A 17,432-nucleotide genomic window follows, 5' to 3' on the forward strand; every position below is an offset into this window, starting at 1 on the left:
CTATCCGCATTTTAAAAGATAAGGTAGGAAAGTTTAATGTTTCCCTTTACTTGGCTGAAAAAACAAAAATGTATCTTCACATATCGAAGAAACGCTGTTTTAGGACAAAATGTCCAATTCGGATATGCAGGTCGCTGCACAAACCTTTCCGGCGATCCTGGTCGTATCTTGGTTGGTGGAAATTCGCTACTCCAAGGAAGTCTTTATGTTTCTGAAACAGGAAAAATCCAGATTGGCGATCATTTTTATCTCGGAAGTAATAGCTTCATCGGTTCTGCTTGCGAAATACGAATCGGGAACTGCGTGATTATATCGAATGACGTGAAGATATATGATAACAACAACCACCCAATTTCCCCTTCAGCAAGAATGGAAATGAGTTTGTACGGTTTTAATAATGATCGCTGGAGTTGGAAGCATGCGGCATATGCTCCTGTAGTCATCGAAGACAATGTTTGGATTGGACAATTTGTGACAGTCCTCAAAGGTGTAACAATTGGCAGAGGTTCTATTATTGCTACAAGGGCTGTGGTAACCAAAGATGTTCCGCCGTTCACAATCGTTGCAGGCAATCCTGCAAAAGTGGTGAAGTCCATTGATGTTAAATAAAGTAAAATCTGTTTTCTCCGGCGCTGCGGGAGACTCTTTTCTGCTGATGTTTGTCAGGATAGTAACACTTTCACTTGGGATTATCACGACAAGGATATTGTCGGGTTATTTTTCTCTTCATGATTATGGAACCTATTCGGCCATATTGCTGTTAACAAATTCCATCAGCAGCATTACCATTTTGGGAATGATGGATGGTCTCAATTATTTCTTCTGCCGTGAAAAGGATCCGCTTCAGAGAAATGCCCGCGTTTCCACTATTTTTTCCCTTCAGCTTGTCATCGGTGTAGTTGTTTCAATACTTGTGCTCCTTTGTGCTGTACCGATTTCCGCCTATTTCAGCAATGCGGATGTAAAGAGGTTACTTGTGTTTGCCGCGTTGCTGCCGATTGCTCAAAACAGCATTTCCCTGCTTCAGATTTTATTCATTTCCGTTGGGAAGGCAAGGCATATTGCAGTTAGAAATTTTATCGTTTCTGTTCTCAAACTGGCTGCAATTCTTGTAGCTTGTTATGTGATCCATGATATCGCATGTGTGCTGATTTGTCAGGTAATCACAGATGTCCTCCAGATTATTTACTTTTACATCGTTCTCAAAAGAAACGGATATTTGATTGAATTATTCCATTTTGACAAGACTTCGGTGAAAGAAGTTTTGACCTATTGCATACCCATGGCAATGTCAACGATTATTCGATCGTTATACCGAGATTGCGATAAATATATCATCTCGTATTATACGGATTCTGTAAATCTTGCGGTGTATACAAATGCTTCGAAACAACTTCCGTTTGACCTCATTATGTCTTCATTTTGTACGGTTCTCTTGCCGTACCTTACTAAATATATTGCACAAAAAAAGCATCATGAAACCGTTGCTCTGTATCGGTCATTTTTGGAGCTATCATTTGTATCTACCTCAATTTTGGCGACTGGTGCCTTATGTTCTGCTCCAGAGTTGATGCGGTTTCTATATTCTGAAAAATATCTTCAATCATCATACGGTATCTCAGTATTTATGTTATATATCGTAGTCGATATTTTTGTGGTTTTTACAATAACGCTGCTGTTGAGTGCGTCTGGAAAAACTTTTCAAATCATGACCGTATCAGTAAGCGCTCTCCTTTTGAATGTTTTTTTAGATATCGTCTTGTTCAAACAGTTTTCTGAAATAGGGCCGGCGCTTGCCACGTTAATCACAACTCTGTTACAGGGATTGCTTTTGTTGCAACTTTCAGCAAAATGTTTAGGGACTAGGGTAATATATTTTTTCGACAAAGGCTACTATGCACTATTCATTTTCGAATCAATAGGGTTCATGGTCTTTGCGAGACTGGCTAGACAGGTATTCATCCATCTGGAGTTACACTATTTCTTTGTTTTGGGGCTAACAGTTTGTTTATATTGTTTGCCTATGGTTGCATTGAACTATAAACGAATAAAAAAAGCAGTGAAGCATATAAACTCCCAGAAACTTATTTAACACCGTCAATACTTGTATAGGTAGTTTGGCTCTAAGGAACCAAAAGGCCAATTTCTATAGGCAGGTAGTTTTGCAGAAGGGAGCATTGGTAAATGCAGTTTACAGATATACATGCGCACGTTTTGGCTGGTGTAGATGATGGCCCACAAAAGCTATCACAGATGTATGCGTTGCTAGATGCCCTTTGTAGAGACCAGGTGGTTAGTATTTGCTGTACCCCACACTACCATCCTGGCTATTATGGGAATAATTCTGGAAGCTCCATGGAAATGTATCAGTTGCTGACTCAATACGCAAAATGTAAATATCCAAATTTGCAGTTATGCCTTGGGAATGAACTACATTACAGTCCCAGCTGTATCGAGTGGCTGGAATCCGGGGAATGTCTTACACTGAATGGAACCAGAAATATTCTTGTCGATTTCGATTATGATGAATCTTATTCTGTTATCGAATTTGCGGTCTTTTCATTCCTTCGGCATGGCTTTATTCCGGTTTTAGCGCATATTGAGCGATACCCTGCTTTGCGATGGAAAAGTAAATGTGTAGAAAAGTTACATAATGCTGGAGCCATTATTCAGGTAAATGCATCTTCTGTTTTACAGCCGCGTCGATATCCAAATGTGAGAAAGTTATTGCAACATCGGATTGTAGATGTCGTTGCATCTGATACACATAGCATGGAACACCGTCCGCCTGAACTGACTGCTGCCTATGAAGAGGTATCTCGTCGCTATGGAAAAGAACTTGCTGATGCATTGTTCTTTTATAATCCGAATGCAATTCTAAATTTAAATTAAAAGGAGAACGATATATATGGTTGAACGGCAGTGGAGCAGAACAATCTCTTTTCAAGAATTGGTATCTTTGCTGCTCAAAAGGGCATGGCTGATAATTGTGGCCCCTTTGTTGTGTGTAGGAGCGGTATTCATGTACCAGTGGCTCTTTTTTATACCCGAGTTCGAATCCACCGCAACACTGTACATTTTAAAACAAGATCATACGTCCTCAAACAATTATACAAATCAAGATTTTTCTTTGGCACTTGATGTTGTGAATGATTGCACCTATATCCTGAAAAGTCATGCCGTTCTTGACGAAGTGATTAATTCATTAGCGCTAAATATGGAGTATGAGGATTTATATGATTGCATTGAAACGAATAATCCTAATGACACAAGAATTCTAGAAGTCAAAGTAACCACAACATCGGTGTCTCTGTCCAAAGAAATTGCGGATCAAGTCTGCTATTTGGGCAAGGAGAAAATCGCTGAAGCAATGGGATTTCAACAAGTTAATCTCTATGAACCGGGACAGGAAGTATCTGAACCTTGCAACAAAATTGGTACAGTGGAATATTTGTTGATCGGAATAGTTGCAATTGTTATCGTCTGTTCTGCACTAATCATTGCTTGGATGTTGGATGATACACTAAAGACACCAGAAGATATAGAGCGTTACTTGGGATTGAGTGTTCTGGGTAATATACCAAACGCCAACGAAAAAAGAGGACGTAATTATGGCTACTATAAGGTTTATGACTCAGTAAGTAGGCAACATGCCAAAAAAGTTCGGAGGGAACACAGATGAACAAAATAAAGGTCAAGTTAATGGGTGAAGAAAATTTCTTTGTCCAAGAGGCCTATAAGGTATTACGCACGAATTTGCAGTTCTGTGGCCCCAATATTCAGGTGATTGCTGTTACAAGTTGTCATGAAAACGAAGGAAAGACGACGGTTTCGCTACAACTCGCTTATAGCCTTGCGGAGCTTGGACATCGTGTTTTGCTGATTGATTCGGATCTGCGAAAGTCTGTACTTGCGGGACGTAATACAAACGCTAAGCATGTAATAGGGTTAAGCGAATATCTTACCGGGTTAGCAAACTTTGAAGATATTGTATGCGGAACACAATATCAAGCTCTTGATTTGATTTTTGCAGGTACATATCCACCGAATCCAGTAGAATTGCTCAGCGGTCAGCGGTTTTCTGCCTTGCTAACAGTTATACGTAACTATTATCGCTACGTAATTATTGATACGCCTCCACTTGGTAGAGTGATAGACGCAGCTGTAATTGCACCAAATTGTGATGGGACTATATTGGTAGTTGGAGATTCCACTCGTCGCCAACATGCACAAACTGTCGTGGAACAACTGAAAAAAAGCGAGAGTAAGATACTTGGTGTTGTTCGTAATAATACAAAGAAAAATCACGGCGATGGGTACTCCTATCGCTATCAAAACTAATTGTTCGAAAATCAATCCATGAACCATCATCAGAGAGCGGAATAAGTATGGAAAAACCTAAAAAACGGAAAAACAAATTGCTCCTTATTGTGCTGATTACTATCCTCGTTCTTTTCATTGCAGCATTACTCGGCTATGGATTTGTTCTCTCGAAGCTCAACAGGCTCACTCGAACGGAGCCCTCTTCTATTAGTAGTAGCAATGATATAAGCTACGACCAGTTTGATCACGAAGATGCTGCTGCTAATGAAGAAATGCAAGCAGCCACAGAAGGCCTCGACGAAAGAGAAGCAACACTATCAACTGGAGACGTCTTTACAGACTCCGATGTAGTCAATATTCTGCTAATAGGAACTGATGAACGGACTGAGCAATTTAGCACAAATGCTCGTGGCGATGCATGCCTTCTTCTTTCTCTTAATAAGGTAACAGGCAAAATTCATTTGATTAGTTTTGAGCGAGGCATGGGAGTACCTATATTAGACGGGCAGTATGAGGGACAGTATGACTGGCTCACGCATACGTTCAGATATGGCGGTGCTGAGCTGATGATGAAAGAAATCCGCGAATGCTTTAAAGTGGACGTCTCACACTATATACGTGTAAACTTTAATACCTTTATTGATGGAATCAATGCTATAGGTGGCGTGGATATTTGTTTGACACAGGCAGAAGTTGATTACATTTCTAGACAATACGATAAGGGTCTTCAAGACGTATCTGTTGGGCTTAATCATCTGAATGGAGAAACAGCTCTATGTTACGCTCGGTGTCGTAAGATTGATAGTGACTGGAAACGTATTGGTCGACAGAGAACGGTTATTCAAGCGGCGGTTGATCAAGTGAAAAATTTAAACGTGCTGGAACTTAATTCTATGCTTGATACAGTTCTTCCGCTGATTCAGACCAACCTTACAAATGAAGAGATCCTGAGTTTGGCTCTCATAGCGCCCAAATTCTGGGGTACAGATTTTATCCAGGCAACAATCCCTTTGGCAGATACCTATGGCAGTATGCGTGGTATGGGTGGTCGAAGTATGTTTTCAGTGGATTTTGAGACAAATGCAAAAGCATTGCAGGAAATGCTTTATGATGGTATAGAACAAGAGTAATACCAAATCAACACACTCGAATAGGAACCGGTAGCTACCCTGGAAAGAATAAGCACCCGCAAAATGAAAGTAGACACCCGCAAAAGGACGGGTGTCTACTTTTACTTGCCAAGTACAATATACCTAAGTTGCCCCATAGTGTTCAGCGCATCTTTACGACTTTCTATTCGCTCGAAACTGAGATGCCAATTTGTAAAACGTACTTCTTTTCAAACCAAGTTGTTTCATGGCAGCAACTGCTGTTATCTTCTTATCTTCCCATTGCTGGTATATGTGTTCCCAGTTAGGAGGATATGTAATTACCGGACGTCCAAGATGGATACCTTTCTCTTTGGCCACTGCAATACCTTCGGCTTGCCGTTGTTTAATGGTTAGGCGCTCCTGCTCGGCGATACTGGATAGCACTTCGATGAGGATGTTGTTGATCATATCAAAAACCCACTGCTGCCCCTCCGGCAGTTCAATCATCGTCGTGGGCAGATCCAGAACCTGAATCTTGATGTGCCGGTTTTTGAAATATTGCAGTTCCTGAATGATATGCTCCTTGTTTCGGCTGAGCCGATCCAGGGATTTCACAACAAGCGTGTCGCCATCCCGCAGCATTGTGCTTTTGAGAGCAGCGTATCCCGGCCTCTCCAAACTGGCGCCACTGGCGTGATCCGATACAATATCTCGCTCATCTATGCCGTGATCCATCAGTGCCTTAAGTTGACGGTCAAGGTGCTGTTCTTTTGTGGACACTCTGGCATAACCGTAGATCTTTTTCATCTCAAACCTCCTCGGGAATTCAAATTTCATCCGAAAATGACTGTTTCTTTTCAGATATATCCGAATAATCAACAATAGCCTTTTCGGATGTTGAAAACGGGGGTGCGCCCCCAATTGTACGGTATCCAAAAAGGTACACCTTTTTGGAGCTATCTTATTTCACCGGCAAAGTTCATTAAATACAACACGTCAACCTCTAATCTTGATGTTTTCACTTTTCAGACATTCGCGTCGGAATATTCGATGCGAATATAAGTTTCTGACTTGAAATTCCGAAACTGTTGACCTCTTATTTTCTTTTGAGTATAATATTGAAAAAGAGATCAGGAGGCGCACTATGACTGAACTTATAAATCGCCCTGAATATCTAAATCAGTTGATTCAACATCGAGATGTGGATTTGGTCAAGATTGTAACCGGCATCCGGCGATGTGGAAAATCATCCCTGCTGGATCTGTATCATCAATATCTGTCCGATAGTGGAGTACCTGACGCCAATATAATTCACATGAATCTGGAGTCATTACGCTACAGAAACATTACTACCTATCTCTCTTTTTACGACTATGTCAGCGAGCGCATACCCAAGAGAGGGAAAACCTATTTGATTTTCGATGAGCTTCAAGCAGTTGAGCATTGGGAAAAAGCCATTGAATCCTTCCGCCTTGACTTTGATGTGGATATTTATATTACGGGCTCCAATGCTTATCTGCTTTCGACGGAGTTCTCAACGCTGCTCTCCGGCAGATATGTTGAAATCCGCATGTTGCCATTATCTTTCAAAGAATTTTTGGCGTTCTATGAATTTGCTCCCTCTGTCACAACTGAAGAAAAATTTCAGAGATATCTGCAGTTTGGCGGTATGCCGATTCTGAGAGAATACCAGTTCAATGAAGCAAGAAGCAATCAAGCACTGGAAGGCATCTATTCTACCGTAGTGCTGCGCGATATCCTCCAGAGAAACAATCAAGTAGATCAGAGAATCCTACAAAAAATCATGCTTTTCCTTTGCTCTAACATCGGAAGCATTACCTCTCCCAACAACATTGGAAATGTTTTGTCGCATGAAGGTGATATTCAACAGGGCAACAGAAAAAATGTCGCTGGTAAAACGGTAGATAAGTACATCTCGATGCTGCGCAGTGCTTTTATTTTTTTCTCTGTGGGAAGATACGATGTAAAGGGCAAACAACTGCTGAAGACATTGGGAAAGAACTACATCATCGATATGGGCTTCCGCAATATGCTCCTTGGTTATCGCGATGCAGACCGAGGGCACATCATCGAAAACATTGTGTTCCTGGAACTCATCAGACGCGACTATCGCGTTTATATCGGAAAAGTTGGGGAAACTGAAATTGATTTTGTTGCAGAGAAACCGGATGATAAGCTTTATATCCAAGTGACTGAAAGTATGCAGTCACCGGAAACGCGTGATCGAGAACTCAAGCCCCTTCGAATGATACCTGACAACTACGAGAAAATCGTATTGTCCATGGATAGGAACTATATCAATTCTTATGACGGTATCAAATCTTTGAACCTGATTGATTGGTTACTGTCCTGATTAAGAACATGGTCTAGGACAGCTTTACTGCAATCATACTGTAGGTTCGGCAGGTAGATCGTTCGTGATTAAGGAGACAGGTATGGCACGACAATATAAGTTGGCCCGAAAAATGAAGAAAATCACTTTGACGGTAGCTGCTCAGGAACTTGGGGTAACGCAACCAGCTCTCAGCAGCTGGGAGAGCGAACGGAAGGCACCATCAATCGAAGCTTTGATTCGTATGGCGAAGTTTTACGGAGTCACGACTGATTTTTTGCTTGGACTTTCTCAGGAAGCTGATCCAAGGAAAGATTGGCTTGAGCCAATCGACTCTTCGCTGATTCCAGTCTTACATGAAACGCCAGTATTCTCTCCAACTCGCGGCTGGGCATTTGTTGACGCAGTAACCAAGGAATTGCATTTTGCGAATGGTGAAACCTTGCCGACTTCCAATATACGTGAATTGTACATCATGACGCCTGTTCTGATGGGCCCATCGGTTCCCAACAATCCGGCTCTTGCAAAGTCTGAGCTGCATGAATATGACGAGGTATGGGTGGAGCCAATTTCCACTGATCGATTGCTGCAGCAAGAACTACGTGGCTGGTATCGTGTGAAAGAATATTATGTTGAGAACATGGTGGGCCAGCGGTTCTATTTTGATTTCTACGAGGCAAAATGGTTGGCTTTTCCACCGGAAGAGAGCAAAATAAAAAAGGAACTGTAACAAGAACCTAAAACGAACCTATGCCTATTGGGGCGATTCCCATTTTGGAGCTGACAGGCATTGCCCAAAATGAAAAACATAGGAAGATTGCTACATCGTCCAATGCAAACAGGATACAAGTGCGGAAATAATATAGATGTTGGAATAGGAGTAACTTTATGGAAAGCACTACTATTATTGTGAAAAATCCTAATGGCATAGAGGCATCGGTTGCTGTTAAGATTGTACAGAAGGCCAACGAATTCCCCTGCCGCATTACAATTTCACATAAACAACGTACTGTCAACGCCAAAAGTCTTCTTGGGGTACTTGCCCTTGCAATCAACAACCGAGACGAGGTGATTTTGACCGCTGATGGTGAACACGAATCATCTGCCTTGGAAGAGTTGTCCAGGGTTTTAAATGGATAGAAATAGTTAATGGCCTCATTGTTGGCCAATGCCATTTAAGTTTGGAGAATTGCTTTGCGGATATTGATTTTGAACAAGACATCAGATATACTATATATGTCAGTATCCGTCATTGCTTAAGCGATGAAAGTATTCTTGTTACACAGCGTCTGAGAGATTCTTTCTTTCAGGCGCTTTTTTGTTCTGATGCTTCTCAGTGTAGAGGCACAAAACGAAATGTAGCGAAGGGAAGATGCCCTGCGCCATTTCGTATCCTGGCTTTATGCCACAAAAGCACTCAGAGGATGAAAGTCCTTTGGGTGCTTTTTTTATATAGATTGGAGTCGGAAGGCTCCCCACCTTTTTTCTCGGGGAGCCTTCGGGCACACCCGTTTACATAGATACTCTATAAAGAAAGGCGGGTGTGTTAATGGACGCACTCAAAGATGCATGTCGAGCAAGTGGCGACTATTCGATTACACTAATTCCCTATTATGCACAGGTGATTGCCGATTTCGATACCGCCGACACAGTGCGACAGCGTAGGTTTGAATCATTGCAAAAACTTCACGGCCAGCTTCATCTTTACAAAAAAAGAGGGTATGATGCTGAGCTACTCTGTTCACTGGCCGCGCGAAAAGCGGAACTCATTATGAAGGCAAGCACAAAGGCTGAAATAGCACAGTTGGACAGGCCAAAACCGCCTCACTATGATGGCGTGAAGTTCTATCCGAACCCTTACCTGACTCCGGAAGAGGAGTTGATCTGCTGGTGCGAGACATCTCTCTTGGCACCGCTGGACAACACCGCCGTGCAAAGGTACATGGAGGTGTTTCGCCAAGTCTTCCCGGAAAAAGCCAACTGGGCATTTGGGGAGGTGCTGCAGTGAGCAACCATGCAATGGTTTCTGCTTCTCAATTTGACCCGGCGCAGCTCACCTTCCGGGATTTAATCTGTCACTACGGTACGGGGCGAGTGATCCATATCGACGGCAGAGGCGCCAGCAAGCAGGTTCAATATCGCTTTGGCATCCAGACGGAGATTGGTGACTTTGAAGTGCACGAGTGGATGAAACTGGTCCGCGTTCTTATTGAACGCGCCGGCGAAGAACCGCTTCAGCAGCGCCTTGTAGAACTGGTCGAACAAGAAATGCCTTGGCTGCACAGGGATTTTGAACGCCAGTTGGAAGCGCTTGAGCTGCACGCACGCAGAATATTTGAAAACCCTGAATGGGTTGCTTACGAGAAATTCAACAAGGAGGTAGCACATGAGTGCGAATCAAAACAGTAATGAGCATGACCGCATGCGCGAACTGATCGGCAAAATTCACGATGCCGACGTAGCCTATTACCAGCAGGATCGCCCGATCATGACAGACCGGGAATATGACCAGCTGGTGGATGAGCTGCAAGCGCTGGAAACCGAGACTGGACTGATCCTGTCCAACTCGCCCACGCAGCATGTGGGCGGAGAGATCCTGGACGAACTGGTTCCGGTACGCCATACCAAACCGATGCTGTCAGCGGGAAAGACCAAGCAGGTCGAGGATTTGGTCAAGTTCGCCGCCGGTCGAGCCGTGTTGCTCAGCTGGAAGATGGACGGGCTGACGATCGTGCTCCGATACGAGAACGGCGGCCTGCAGCAGGCCATTACCCGTGGCCGGGATGGTATCATCGGCGAAGACGTGACCCATACGGTCCGTACCTTTCTGAATGTCCCGCTCACCATACCCATTCGGGAGCCATTCGAGGTGCGCGGCGAAGGCGTCATCTCTTGGGACAATTTTGAGAAGGTCAATCTCAGTCTGGGAGGCGACTACACGCATCCGCGCAACCTGGCTGCTGGCAGTGTGCGAAAGCTGGACTCCGGCGAATCCAGGAAACGGAAACTGGAATTCTGGGCGTTCGACCTGGTCAGTGATACGCTGGAGCATCAGAGCAAACTGGCCCAGCAGGAGCTGCTGCAAAACAGTGGTTTTTCTGTTGTGCCCTATATCTTCCTGCCCGAATCTCATACGGAGCAGGAGGTGCGCGATGCTGTTGGCGAATTCCAGCCTAAGCACTTTGCCTATCCGGTAGACGGAGTCATCATGGAATATGATGACGTTTCGTATGGGCGTAGTCTGGGTGCAACCGGGCATCATGAAAACCGGCTCATTGCTCTGAAGTGGCAGGATGAACTGTATGAAACTCGCTTTACCGGTGCAGAACTGGCAACGACCAGAACCGGTATGGTGAGTATCACCGGTTTGTTCGACCCCGTCAACATGGACGGCGCTCTGGTGAGCAGAGCCTATCTGCACAACGTCGATATCTTTGATTCGTTCCAGTTTGGAATCGGTGACACGATCAAGGTGTACCGCGCCAACATGATCATTCCGCAGATCGCAGAGAATGAAACGCGCAGCAGCACCTTCTTCCTGCCGCTGCAATGCCCTTGCTGCGGGCACAGGCTCTCGATCCGCCAAACTTCCGGTGGTACGCGGCAGCTTTACTGCGAGAACCCGCACTGCGCTGCCAAACTAGTGCAGAAGTTTGCTCATTTCTGTGAGAAAACCCGGATGAACATTGAAGGATTATCGGCGGTCACGCTGGAAAAATTCATTGGCCATGGCTGGGTGAAGAATTTCGGTGATCTCTATCAGCTGGATCAGTTCCGGGATGAAATCATCAGCACGGACGGATTCGGTGAGAAATCCTATGAACGAATCCATGACGCCATCGAAAAAAGCCGCAGCTGCACCCTGGCAAAGTTCATTGCCGGACTCGGCATCCCAATGGTCGGCAGGCACGCCGGTCGTGAACTGGACCGTTTTTTCCACGGGTCCTGGGACGAGTTTGAAGCTGCGCTGCAAAAGCATTTCGACTTTACGGTCTTGCCGGATTTTGGCCAGACCATGAATGACAACATCTACGCCTGGTATGCGGACACAGAGGAAGAAAAACTCTGGCGTCCGCTGCTGGCACAAGTACATTTCAAAAAGGAGAATACGGATATGGAATCCATCAAAAAGACCCCGTTTTGGGGAAAGACCGTTGTCGCTACCGGAAAGCTCATGGGCTATACCCGTGACGGGATTCAGGAGAAGCTGCTGATGCTCGGCGCCCGACCTGCTTCCTCGGTAACCAAGAAAACCGATTATCTCATCGTTGGGGAAAAGGCTGGCAGCAAGCTGACCAAGGCGCAGCAGCTCGGCATTCAGACCCTGACTGAGGAAGAATTCGAGAGCATGATTGCGGAATAACCGCAGCACAATCGTAGCGGAGCAGCACATGCTGCTCCGCTTTTCTTTTATGAAAGGAGTCAGAACATGAACAAGCGTCGCGTAATTATCGAAGGTCGCCCTGTTGCGGCTGTCACTGTGGGCTGTCCTGCTTATATCCAGCAGTTGAACGGGATTTTGCGCACTTCCCCGATCGTGGGAATCGGCAGCTTGTCCCCTTTTGAACTGCAATTTGAAACACAGAATACGCGCTACACCCTGAACATTTTGACTGCAGATGAACTCTGTAGACCGAATGGAGGGCAGCCGGCATGAAACCCCCGAAAGAAACCAAAGAGGAACGCTTTCGTCGGGTGGCAGAAGCACGGGTCAACAAGCTCCTGTGCATGATTCGGTTATTGGGAAATTGCGCTGGAACTGCCGTCTACAGGTATTCCCAGGACCAGGTGGATCAGATATTTGACACGCTACAGGCAGCACTCAGCTCAGCCAGAGCAAGGTTTGAGGTCCCCAGGTCCCGCTTCAGTCTGTCTCGGCCCTATAACCTGCGCCGCACAATGAAGCTCAATCCGCATGTAACGCTGAAAATGCCGGATGGCTGCATTGTTACAGCAGTTGTGTATGCCGAAGATGAGTATCCGGCCATTAATGTGTATTGCCAGAGCAATGATGATGAGCCGGAGCTGGTCTGCTTTGTCGAGTACAATGCCGAACGCGAACCGGATCAGGCGCTGCATATCGGGGTGTACCGTGAGGATGAAGAAGATACACAATACTATGCGCCCTATAGGGCAGAAAGGGATTTGAATGGAAGAACAGATTGATATCTCGAAAACCCGGCGAATGTCTTGGGATGCCGTGAGCCGAATCTTGGAAGATTCTGTTCATGAGCTCCTCGGGAAGAAGATCCTGATCAGGGCCTGGGCGGAAGATACGGACTACTGGGGTGCTATTGCTCAGGATTATAGGTTCGGTTTAGATGATTTGAATCGCCTGATGGACTCGGTCCAGGCAAATAGCACTGTGCGGCTAAGGACGTTGCCGGAAGACGACACAACGACGAACAGTTTCGGTATGGATCTGGGAGAGCTTTTGCTCAAGCGAAAACTCCAGGCAAATTGGTCTGATTGGCATATTGCGAAACCTTGCCTGTGGTTGCTTGACTATACCAGCCGCCAAACGCATCCGTATACTTCGACCGGGCTTTTGAATTCTCTGCCGAAAGACAAGCTCATGAGCACTGAGGATGTAAAAGACTACCTTTACCGGAATGGCTGTTCAGATCGCGCACTTTCGGAAATCCGCGAGGCATATCTCGAAGAATTTGGCAACGAGCTGTGTTGGCGCTATCCAATTTCGGACGAAAAACATCTCGGCGCTTTCATTCTTGTCGTGCAGGAAGGATTTCTGCATATTCCGTATGATTGCGTGTACTATGAGCCGTATGAACTTTTGGAGATGGATGACATCGCGCTCCATAACGCCGAATCGCTTGAGTTGTTCCTTGCAGACTGGATCAACTTTTCGGATGATCTGGTAGATGCACTGAATGCTATGAGAGACAAAATATCGCCCCAGCTCTAAGTTTACACAAAATGAACGGCAGCCTTCGGGCTGCCGTACTCTTGAATATCGGAGGTATATCAAAATGGATGACAGACTGAAATACATCGGAGAACACCTGGAGGAAATGCTGATCGGCCCGGATGAAAAGTTCCGGTTCCATTGTACGCAGTGCGGCAAGTGCTGCATCAACCGGGAGGATATCCTGCTGAATCCGAAAGATCTCTATAACATCGCGGCCACGCTGTCAATCTCGCAGGAAGAAGCAGTTGAACAGTATTGCGAAACTTATATGGGCGGAACTTCTCGGTTACCTATCGTGCGGCTCCGGCCGCAGGGCAGTATCAAACGTTGTCCGTTGCTGAAGGATCGAAAGTGCATGGTCCATAAGGCGAAGCCCACCGTTTGCGCCATGTATCCTTTGGGCCGTTGCCTTGCAATCTCACAAGATACAATGAGCCGTATCGAAACTGCTGAACTGAAACCGCAGTTTATTCTGAACAAGGTGGACTGTGGGGATTATGCCGAAGAGCATACCGTGCGCGAGTGGCTGGAATCCTTCGGCATCCCCGTTGAGGATCAGTATTACATTCGCTGGCAGCGGATCGCAATGCTTGCATCGAAGGTAATCAAAAGTGTGGAAGACAGCTGGACGACCCACGGACTCAATATGTTGTTGACGCTCATCTACAACGTGCTGTATCTTGGGTATGACATGGACAAGGAGTTTGAGCCTCAGTTTGAAGAGCGGGCCGAAGAGCTGCGAACCATTCTGGTCAAGATCGAGTCCGGTATTGGAGGTGCCGAGAATGCAGGATGAACGAAATCAAAACCAGATCATCCGCAAGGATGCCCGGGAGTGTTTTGTAGAGAGCCTGAGCGATGCTTTTTCCATCGGAAAAGCTCACTTCGCTTTTGCAACCTATGATGTTTCCAGACCTGCAGGGCAACGCCAGACCAATAATATCCAGATTTATATCGGCATGGATGAGATCCTCGAAATCTGTCGAAAACTGGAGTGTGGCGAACTGCGGTATCTCCTCCAAAGCAAGAAAAAAGCGAACGATAAGACGTCCCTCTTTCAGTGGCTTGGTGGGACATCTGCAGAAAAGCTGCAGAGTTACGGACGTTCCCGGGCGGATGGGAAAAGCCTATCCCGGACAGCACAGCTTCTGCCGGGCACCAAGGCAGACTTTCTACTCGTGGCCGACAGTGGTCCGGGAGAGACAAATGCCAAGGGCCTGATCGTACCTCGGTTTGGAAACAAACCAGAAAATCATGTTGCCATCAGTATGAGCTTTGATACCTTCAGTGAGTTGATGCTGATGACCAGGGCACATTACAATGCTTGGCTTGCAGCGGAATACGTAAAGCGTATATCCGACACGGCAGCAAACACCAATACATTGGCCGTACCCCCGGTGGACTCCATAGAGGTGGAACAAAAGGCCATGTTTTAATGAGAGCAGCAGCGTCCTTTCTTCTGAAAGGGCGCCGCTGCTTTATTTTTGTACATTTAACTTTTTAATTGTCGAAGCTAAACAGACATTTTGTTTCTTTAGTATTTGCAGTAAAAAAAGACCGGCGCTTTCCGTATGGAAAACGCCGGTCTTAACATTTTATCCTACTGTGTACAAATCATTTAACTGTGAATTTGATTTCAGGTAAGCGCGGGCTTTTGCAATCCATGCTGTAACATGGTTTACCGGGGCCCCCAATTACTTCACCGATTTCGCAGCTGGTAAATCCTTTGGCTTTTAGTCTGAGTGCATGTATGCCCTTAGCCGTTACCCCAGAAGCTTGTTGCTCAGCCTGATCGAGTACAGCTTCCAGGTCCAGATGATTTATGTCCGGAGCGGCAGCGACAGCTTCGGGCTGCACCATTGTTCCGGGGTCCATCAATGACTCTCTTGTGTACCGCACAGAAGCATATTCCAAAGCTGTACAGATCTCATTCCAAATCAGGCGATAGGCATAGGTGGAAAAAACACCACCTTTGTCTGTTGCCACGGCTTTGCATAGCCCAATACAACCAATCTGAAACAGATCGTCGTAACTGAAAATTCCGACATGATGAGGATTGTGTACCTTGTCATGGATGACCTTGTGAACTAAATTGAGGTTTTCGGTGACAAGGATGCCCTGAGCCTGATCTAGTTTCACGAAATCACCACCTTATTTATCCGATTGGAAGCGTGTTGCTTACACCGCTGCAGCATGCTGGTGCTCTCATCAATCACTTTCCGGCAGGAATACTCGCTCAGATATCCGATATGTGCCTGGGACTGAGGCATCTGGAGAAGAGCTGCAAGCCAGATATAAGCATCTCGCTTGGTCATATACCCGTTTTGGTGCAATGCATCAAAACATCGATGTGCTTGGATACGCAAAACTCTGAGTTCGCGATTGGCCGGTGTTCCCATAGGACGCGCAGTACCAGGCCGCGTGCGGACATAGGTATCGCACTCGGGATAGTTCCTACAAACATACAGAGTATTGTGCTGCGAATTGTCTTTATAGATCCCATCGGCGCTCCGCAGAATCATTGGTGCCCCACAATAAGGGCAGCGCATTTTACTAGGATTATTCCCTTTCTTTTTGTTTTTTCTCATTATGAGGTTCCTCTTTTCAGCTAAAAATAGAAAAAGAGCCGGAAAACCGCATGGGAAACAAGATGGCAAAGGAGATTTCATATTCATCTCCAGCATCTTGCTGATCCCAGCAGCCTTCCGGCTCTAAAATGATCAGATGTGACTTGCGCCGTGTGGATCGCTCATTGCGCGAAATCCGATACAGTTCCCCGCCCGCAGGGAGGGTCTGACTCCGGGAGCTCTTCCGAAGAGACTGTATGCCTGAGCGCAAGCCCCTGCCACATCTTCAGAATAGCATACCAAACGGCGATTGTCAAGCCTATTTGTTATAAATTCAATTATAATAATGCGATTATTACCAATCGTTTTGTATGTTGCATTTTAAAATCAGTCTGGGAGCGTTTTCATCGCTTCCCAATATTGCAGTAAGCAATACCACCTCCTATTCCTACACAAACGCCTATGGCAAAAACCAACACTCCGACCATCACAAATATCGGCCATGTTTCCTTGTCTGCGTTCGTGTCACGTTGCTCCTCCTGGGCCAGTGCGGAGGACACACCTGTTTCCTCCGGGAGCGTAACCGTCAGCGTATCATCCGACAGATTTGAGAGAAGATAATTTTTGCTTCCGCCTATCTCCAAATGGAGTATTCCATTTTCATCAACTTGGATGGTGTCTGGATAGAGCCCCATATCTGTACGGAGCTGAAACTCGGTGCCGGCCCAGTCTATGCCCAATTGAATTTCAAGGTACGACGGTTCCAGTATTTGCAATTCGGTACCGTCGGTATCCGCATAAGCTGTTTGGCCCATAAAGATGCATAAACAAAGGAGCACCAGCAATATGGTTGTTCTCGCTTTCATTCTGCCTCCTCTGGATATTAAGGTCACGATGATTTGAACAGTTCATTCAAAACCATGTCAACTTCATCGTAGGAATTGATAGAAAGGTTTGTTTCAGCCAAGTAAGATAATGTTCTCGACCATTCCGGAAGAGAAACACTTTCTTTATTCGGCATGCAGATCAGCTTGAGTATTGTATTGTGACGGTAATACATCACAAGGCGCAGATTTGATACCACGGTATCCTGCTCCCGCGCCAGTCTATCCAACAGATGCTCCGTCTGTCTCATCCCCTTCGTGAACGCCAATACAGTTCTACAAATA

22 protein-coding genes are annotated in these 17,432 nt (G+C 45.6%); 17 read left to right on the forward strand and 5 right to left on the reverse strand.

The window, feature by feature from the left end; all coding sequences use genetic code 11:
• The first annotated feature begins 36 nt into the window (after window positions 1-36).
• The 6 genes from WMO24_RS13935 to WMO24_RS13960 all read left to right on the forward strand — a co-directional run bounded on the left by WMO24_RS13935 (window position 37) and on the right by WMO24_RS13960 (window position 5,453).
• Window positions 37-609: an acyltransferase gene (locus tag WMO24_RS13935; protein WP_349216970.1), complete on the forward strand. Its 573-nt coding sequence runs from the start codon at window positions 37-39 to the stop codon at window positions 607-609.
• Window positions 599-2,092 (forward strand): oligosaccharide flippase family protein, encoded by a 1,494-nt coding sequence (locus tag WMO24_RS13940; protein ID WP_349216971.1) that lies wholly within the window; start codon window positions 599-601, stop codon window positions 2,090-2,092. The genes WMO24_RS13935 and WMO24_RS13940 overlap by 11 nt, the downstream gene beginning before the upstream one ends.
• 92 nt (window positions 2,093-2,184) lie before the next feature.
• Window positions 2,185-2,892, forward strand: a complete 708-nt coding sequence (locus WMO24_RS13945; protein ID WP_349216972.1) for a CpsB/CapC family capsule biosynthesis tyrosine phosphatase — start codon at window positions 2,185-2,187, stop codon at window positions 2,890-2,892.
• A gap of 16 nt (window positions 2,893-2,908) precedes the next feature.
• The gene (locus WMO24_RS13950) at window positions 2,909-3,682 is read left to right on the forward strand and encodes a YveK family protein (RefSeq protein ID WP_349216973.1); all 774 of its coding nucleotides are present in this window, start codon (window positions 2,909-2,911) and stop codon (window positions 3,680-3,682) included.
• The gene (locus tag WMO24_RS13955; RefSeq protein WP_349216974.1) at window positions 3,679-4,341 is read left to right on the forward strand and encodes a CpsD/CapB family tyrosine-protein kinase; all 663 of its coding nucleotides are present in this window, start codon (window positions 3,679-3,681) and stop codon (window positions 4,339-4,341) included. Before WMO24_RS13950 ends, WMO24_RS13955 begins: the two co-directional genes overlap by 4 nt.
• Before the next feature lie 47 nt (window positions 4,342-4,388).
• Window positions 4,389-5,453: an LCP family protein gene (locus tag WMO24_RS13960; protein WP_349216975.1), complete on the forward strand. Its 1,065-nt coding sequence runs from the start codon at window positions 4,389-4,391 to the stop codon at window positions 5,451-5,453.
• Between the two features lie 153 nt (window positions 5,454-5,606).
• Here WMO24_RS13960 and WMO24_RS13965 read toward each other — a convergent pair whose 3' ends face one another.
• Window positions 5,607-6,221, reverse strand: coding sequence for a recombinase family protein (locus WMO24_RS13965; protein WP_349216976.1), 615 nt, complete (start codon window positions 6,219-6,221; stop codon window positions 5,607-5,609).
• A gap of 337 nt (window positions 6,222-6,558) precedes the next feature.
• On the opposite strand from WMO24_RS13965, the gene WMO24_RS13970 reads away from it, so the two are divergent.
• From WMO24_RS13970 to WMO24_RS14020, 11 genes are all read left to right on the forward strand, one after another.
• Window positions 6,559-7,788, forward strand: coding sequence for an ATP-binding protein (locus WMO24_RS13970; RefSeq protein WP_349216977.1), 1,230 nt, complete (start codon window positions 6,559-6,561; stop codon window positions 7,786-7,788).
• An 82-nt stretch (window positions 7,789-7,870) separates the two neighbouring features.
• Window positions 7,871-8,497 carry a helix-turn-helix domain-containing protein gene (locus tag WMO24_RS13975; protein WP_349216978.1) on the forward strand — a complete coding sequence of 209 codons (627 nt, stop codon included), beginning with the start codon at window positions 7,871-7,873 and terminating at the stop codon, window positions 8,495-8,497.
• 158 nt (window positions 8,498-8,655) lie between these two features.
• Window positions 8,656-8,907 carry an HPr family phosphocarrier protein gene (locus WMO24_RS13980; protein WP_349216979.1) on the forward strand — a complete coding sequence of 84 codons (252 nt, stop codon included), beginning with the start codon at window positions 8,656-8,658 and terminating at the stop codon, window positions 8,905-8,907.
• Between the two features lie 409 nt (window positions 8,908-9,316).
• The gene (locus tag WMO24_RS13985) at window positions 9,317-9,775 is read left to right on the forward strand and encodes a hypothetical protein (RefSeq protein ID WP_349216981.1); all 459 of its coding nucleotides are present in this window, start codon (window positions 9,317-9,319) and stop codon (window positions 9,773-9,775) included.
• Window positions 9,772-10,176 carry a hypothetical protein gene (locus WMO24_RS13990; protein WP_349216982.1) on the forward strand — a complete coding sequence of 135 codons (405 nt, stop codon included), beginning with the start codon at window positions 9,772-9,774 and terminating at the stop codon, window positions 10,174-10,176. Before WMO24_RS13985 ends, WMO24_RS13990 begins: the two co-directional genes overlap by 4 nt.
• Complete coding sequence (ligA, locus tag WMO24_RS13995) at window positions 10,154-12,130, forward strand: NAD-dependent DNA ligase LigA (protein ID WP_349216983.1); 1,977 nt, start codon at window positions 10,154-10,156, stop codon at window positions 12,128-12,130. The genes WMO24_RS13990 and ligA overlap by 23 nt, the downstream gene beginning before the upstream one ends.
• A gap of 66 nt (window positions 12,131-12,196) precedes the next feature.
• The gene (locus tag WMO24_RS14000; RefSeq protein WP_349216984.1) at window positions 12,197-12,424 is read left to right on the forward strand and encodes a hypothetical protein; all 228 of its coding nucleotides are present in this window, start codon (window positions 12,197-12,199) and stop codon (window positions 12,422-12,424) included.
• Window positions 12,421-12,933 carry a hypothetical protein gene (locus WMO24_RS14005; RefSeq protein WP_349216985.1) on the forward strand — a complete coding sequence of 171 codons (513 nt, stop codon included), beginning with the start codon at window positions 12,421-12,423 and terminating at the stop codon, window positions 12,931-12,933. Before WMO24_RS14000 ends, WMO24_RS14005 begins: the two co-directional genes overlap by 4 nt.
• Window positions 12,917-13,693, forward strand: a complete 777-nt coding sequence (locus tag WMO24_RS14010; RefSeq protein ID WP_349216986.1) for a hypothetical protein — start codon at window positions 12,917-12,919, stop codon at window positions 13,691-13,693. Before WMO24_RS14005 ends, WMO24_RS14010 begins: the two co-directional genes overlap by 17 nt.
• Window positions 13,694-13,757: 64 nt before the next feature.
• Window positions 13,758-14,492, forward strand: coding sequence for a YkgJ family cysteine cluster protein (locus WMO24_RS14015; protein WP_349216988.1), 735 nt, complete (start codon window positions 13,758-13,760; stop codon window positions 14,490-14,492).
• Window positions 14,482-15,132, forward strand: a complete 651-nt coding sequence (locus WMO24_RS14020) for a hypothetical protein (RefSeq protein ID WP_349216989.1) — start codon at window positions 14,482-14,484, stop codon at window positions 15,130-15,132. Before WMO24_RS14015 ends, WMO24_RS14020 begins: the two co-directional genes overlap by 11 nt.
• A 178-nt stretch (window positions 15,133-15,310) precedes the next feature.
• Here the strand turns inward: WMO24_RS14020 and WMO24_RS14025 are convergent, their stop codons facing one another.
• The 4 genes from WMO24_RS14025 to WMO24_RS14040 all read right to left on the reverse strand — a co-directional run bounded on the left by WMO24_RS14025 (window position 15,311) and on the right by WMO24_RS14040 (window position 17,416).
• On the reverse strand, window positions 15,311-15,835 hold the full coding sequence (locus tag WMO24_RS14025) for a sigma factor (protein WP_349216990.1): 525 nt from the start codon (window positions 15,833-15,835) through the stop codon (window positions 15,311-15,313).
• Window positions 15,832-16,380, reverse strand: coding sequence for a zinc-finger-containing protein (locus WMO24_RS14030; RefSeq protein ID WP_349216991.1), 549 nt, complete (start codon window positions 16,378-16,380; stop codon window positions 15,832-15,834). The genes WMO24_RS14025 and WMO24_RS14030 overlap by 4 nt, the downstream gene beginning before the upstream one ends.
• Before the next feature lie 287 nt (window positions 16,381-16,667).
• Window positions 16,668-17,129 (reverse strand): hypothetical protein, encoded by a 462-nt coding sequence (locus WMO24_RS14035; RefSeq protein WP_349216992.1) that lies wholly within the window; start codon window positions 17,127-17,129, stop codon window positions 16,668-16,670.
• Between the two features lie 23 nt (window positions 17,130-17,152).
• Window positions 17,153-17,416 carry a hypothetical protein gene (locus tag WMO24_RS14040; protein ID WP_349216993.1) on the reverse strand — a complete coding sequence of 88 codons (264 nt, stop codon included), beginning with the start codon at window positions 17,414-17,416 and terminating at the stop codon, window positions 17,153-17,155.
• Window positions 17,417-17,432: the final 16 nt, after the last annotated feature.

This window comes from Ruthenibacterium intestinale, assembly GCF_040096265.1.
GTDB classification, from domain to species: Bacteria; Bacillota; Clostridia; order Oscillospirales; family Ruminococcaceae; genus Ruthenibacterium; species Ruthenibacterium komagatae.

Excerpts from the sequence above, each read along its gene's own strand:
- WMO24_RS13935 (WP_349216970.1), top strand. The coding sequence starts at position 37 with ATGTTTCCCTTTACTTGGCTGAAAAAACAAAAATGTATCTTCACATAT.
- WMO24_RS13940 (WP_349216971.1), top strand. The coding sequence starts at position 599 with ATGTTAAATAAAGTAAAATCTGTTTTCTCCGGCGCTGCGGGAGACTCT.
- WMO24_RS13945 (WP_349216972.1), top strand. The coding sequence starts at position 2,185 with ATGCAGTTTACAGATATACATGCGCACGTTTTGGCTGGTGTAGATGAT.
- WMO24_RS13950 (WP_349216973.1), top strand. The coding sequence starts at position 2,909 with ATGGTTGAACGGCAGTGGAGCAGAACAATCTCTTTTCAAGAATTGGTA.
- WMO24_RS13955 (WP_349216974.1), top strand. The coding sequence starts at position 3,679 with ATGAACAAAATAAAGGTCAAGTTAATGGGTGAAGAAAATTTCTTTGTC.
- WMO24_RS13960 (WP_349216975.1), top strand. The coding sequence starts at position 4,389 with ATGGAAAAACCTAAAAAACGGAAAAACAAATTGCTCCTTATTGTGCTG.
- WMO24_RS13965 (WP_349216976.1), bottom strand. The coding sequence starts at position 6,221 with ATGAAAAAGATCTACGGTTATGCCAGAGTGTCCACAAAAGAACAGCAC.
- WMO24_RS13970 (WP_349216977.1), top strand. The coding sequence starts at position 6,559 with ATGACTGAACTTATAAATCGCCCTGAATATCTAAATCAGTTGATTCAA.
- WMO24_RS13975 (WP_349216978.1), top strand. The coding sequence starts at position 7,871 with ATGGCACGACAATATAAGTTGGCCCGAAAAATGAAGAAAATCACTTTG.
- WMO24_RS13980 (WP_349216979.1), top strand. The coding sequence starts at position 8,656 with ATGGAAAGCACTACTATTATTGTGAAAAATCCTAATGGCATAGAGGCA.
- WMO24_RS13985 (WP_349216981.1), top strand. The coding sequence starts at position 9,317 with ATGGACGCACTCAAAGATGCATGTCGAGCAAGTGGCGACTATTCGATT.
- ligA (WP_349216983.1), top strand. The coding sequence starts at position 10,154 with ATGAGTGCGAATCAAAACAGTAATGAGCATGACCGCATGCGCGAACTG.
- WMO24_RS14000 (WP_349216984.1), top strand. The coding sequence starts at position 12,197 with ATGAACAAGCGTCGCGTAATTATCGAAGGTCGCCCTGTTGCGGCTGTC.
- WMO24_RS14005 (WP_349216985.1), top strand. The coding sequence starts at position 12,421 with ATGAAACCCCCGAAAGAAACCAAAGAGGAACGCTTTCGTCGGGTGGCA.
- WMO24_RS14010 (WP_349216986.1), top strand. The coding sequence starts at position 12,917 with ATGGAAGAACAGATTGATATCTCGAAAACCCGGCGAATGTCTTGGGAT.
- WMO24_RS14015 (WP_349216988.1), top strand. The coding sequence starts at position 13,758 with ATGGATGACAGACTGAAATACATCGGAGAACACCTGGAGGAAATGCTG.
- WMO24_RS14020 (WP_349216989.1), top strand. The coding sequence starts at position 14,482 with ATGCAGGATGAACGAAATCAAAACCAGATCATCCGCAAGGATGCCCGG.
- WMO24_RS14030 (WP_349216991.1), bottom strand. The coding sequence starts at position 16,380 with ATGCTGGAGATGAATATGAAATCTCCTTTGCCATCTTGTTTCCCATGC.
- WMO24_RS14035 (WP_349216992.1), bottom strand. The coding sequence starts at position 17,129 with ATGAAAGCGAGAACAACCATATTGCTGGTGCTCCTTTGTTTATGCATC.